This is a genomic window from Anaeroplasma sp., from assembly GCF_034179385.1.
Taxonomy (GTDB): Bacteria; Bacillota_I; Bacilli_A; order Acholeplasmatales; family Anaeroplasmataceae; genus Anaeroplasma.
In genome coordinates this window covers 1-2,277 of record NZ_JAXFPY010000079.1, presented here as the reverse complement: position 1 = coordinate 2,277, position 2,277 = coordinate 1, and the positions used below count along the sequence as shown (strand labels likewise).

Here is a 2,277-nt window from a genome sequence, read left to right as displayed (position 1 = left end):
GCCGTAGTTCTTGCCATTAATAATGGATATAATGCTCTACTATAATCCTTATTATCAATAAATCTACTTGTTTCCTTAATCCATTCCTTACAGGATGCCTTACCATCTAAATAAAGACTTATTTGAGATGCGTCGGAAATCACAGGTAGCTTCATCAATAAATTATCTTTAATCTCATCTGTAATATCATTTTCTATAACGATGAAGGTATCTCTTGCTCTTGTACATCCAACGTAATATTTATTAAAGAACATTCTACATACTGTAGATTTTTTTGCGTTCCCATGAATCATATCTAAGAAGTAATTCTTGGCATTCGATATAATGTCGTATAATACAACCTTATTCCATTCCATACCCTTACATTCATATATTGTAAATATTCTATTCTTAGATATCTTTGGATATTTTACTATAATACTCTTCTTCGTTTTTTCATCAGGTACTATAATTGCTGCATTCGATAGAATAGCTTTATTTAATGCCTCACCAATAAGACTACTATCGGTTAGGTAGGATGCCCACCTATCGTCTGAGGTAATTTGTGTGTTGTTATCAACATCGTAGATTTCATCAGAAATCTTAGTTTCCTCCCTAGTTGAGATGACTCTTGCGAAATTCTCCATGTAATTTCCAATCCACTCAAGTCTCATCCCCTGTAGGGATGCCAAATAATTCTTTAAATATTCATTCGTTCTATATAAGATATTAAGCTCATTCGATTCTTTAATCTTTGTGTTTTGGCCTAATATTTCCTTTAATGCTGTTCTAAGTACAGAATCATCAAATACAGTAGGATTCACAATTTGATGTGGATCACCATAGAAGAAAATATTTAAGGATTCTGCCTTAAGCGATGTAATGATTGCACGAAGCTGTAGGCTTGTTAAATCCTGAACCTCATCAACAATAATATTTTGAATTCGATGTAATTTATGTAAAGAGTATGCCTTTAGCACCTCTATTGCCCAGTCATTATCATCATATAATTTGTTTTCTTTTGTATATTCGTAATATCTACTACATACTCTATAAATATCTTCAATCTCATGCTCCTGAAGGAAGGTTTCCTTAGATGTCATTTCAGCCATAAAGGCTTCTTTACTTAAGGTATGATTATAGTTTGGATTGTTATTCCAAAGCTTATCTGAGCCCTTAAAAACACCTCTATAGTAAGTATAAATAATTCTTTCTACCGATGGCTTATCCTCAATATGACTAATATCCTTTCTTCTACCAAAGGTATCACCCTTATCCACATAATAATCCTGATACCATCGAATAAAATCCATTTCATTCGTATTCTTATATTCACCTTCAAATTTCGTTACAAATCTAAAGAATTCAGGTAATGTATAGCAATAGGATTTAATACCATAGGAATCTATGCATTCCATTGCTTTATCCTTTAATAATTCTTGGAAGGTAACATATGCAATATAAGAATCATTATATTCTTCCGCATGAGTAACTAATTGCCAATATTGGTCAATAGAAATTAAGGTCTTACCAGACCCTGCACAACCATAGACTACAACAGGACCTAGGGTGTAGGATGCAATCTTAAATTGCTGATTTCTAAGCTCTGGGAGTCTTATAGAATCGGAATCCTCATCTAGATTTAAAGTAAATAAATCAAAATCATTTTCAACATATTTCGATGGCTTAATATCATTCATCTTCTCTATATCTTTATCATGATCTGTGACAAACATATAAATATATAAATCATTTCTAGTTTCTTCTCTATCTAAAAAATCCTTACCTTGCCAAAAGCACATACGATATGGTAAATGATTTAAATTATTTATTCTGACCTTGTGATTAATCGATTTAAATGGATCATTCATTCTTAAGTTCTTTCTTAAGTAAGTTAATAATTCCTTACCACCTAAGGTCTTCATATTATATACAATTCGATTAATTTCAAGCCTTATATCCTTACTAAAGGATCTATATTCCTTTGCTAAGCTCTTTCTTATAAATACTCTTCTGTATTCCGTTAGCTCTAGGGTGGTTTCAGCTTCAAGCCCAACTAAAAAGTCATTAAAAGAATCTATCTTATCCTTAATTAATTCTTTCTCATCAGCGGTTAGCTCTTCTTCGTGATCAAATACATTTTCCTTCGATTGCTGATCTAATTTAGATTCAAAATCTCTAATCGATTGTAGATATAACTCAATTCGATCTTGACTTACTTTTTCAATTCTATCTATATATTTTTCCAATCTATTGATTGCTTGAACAACAGATAAATTTTCCTTTTCAATCTCGTTT

1 protein-coding gene is annotated in these 2,277 nt (G+C 31.4%); it reads right to left on the bottom strand.

The window, feature by feature from the left end; all coding sequences use genetic code 11:
* Positions 1-2,277: UvrD-helicase domain-containing protein (locus tag SPJ17_RS05300; RefSeq protein ID WP_321093316.1), on the bottom strand; the 2,277-nt coding region annotated here is incomplete at both ends.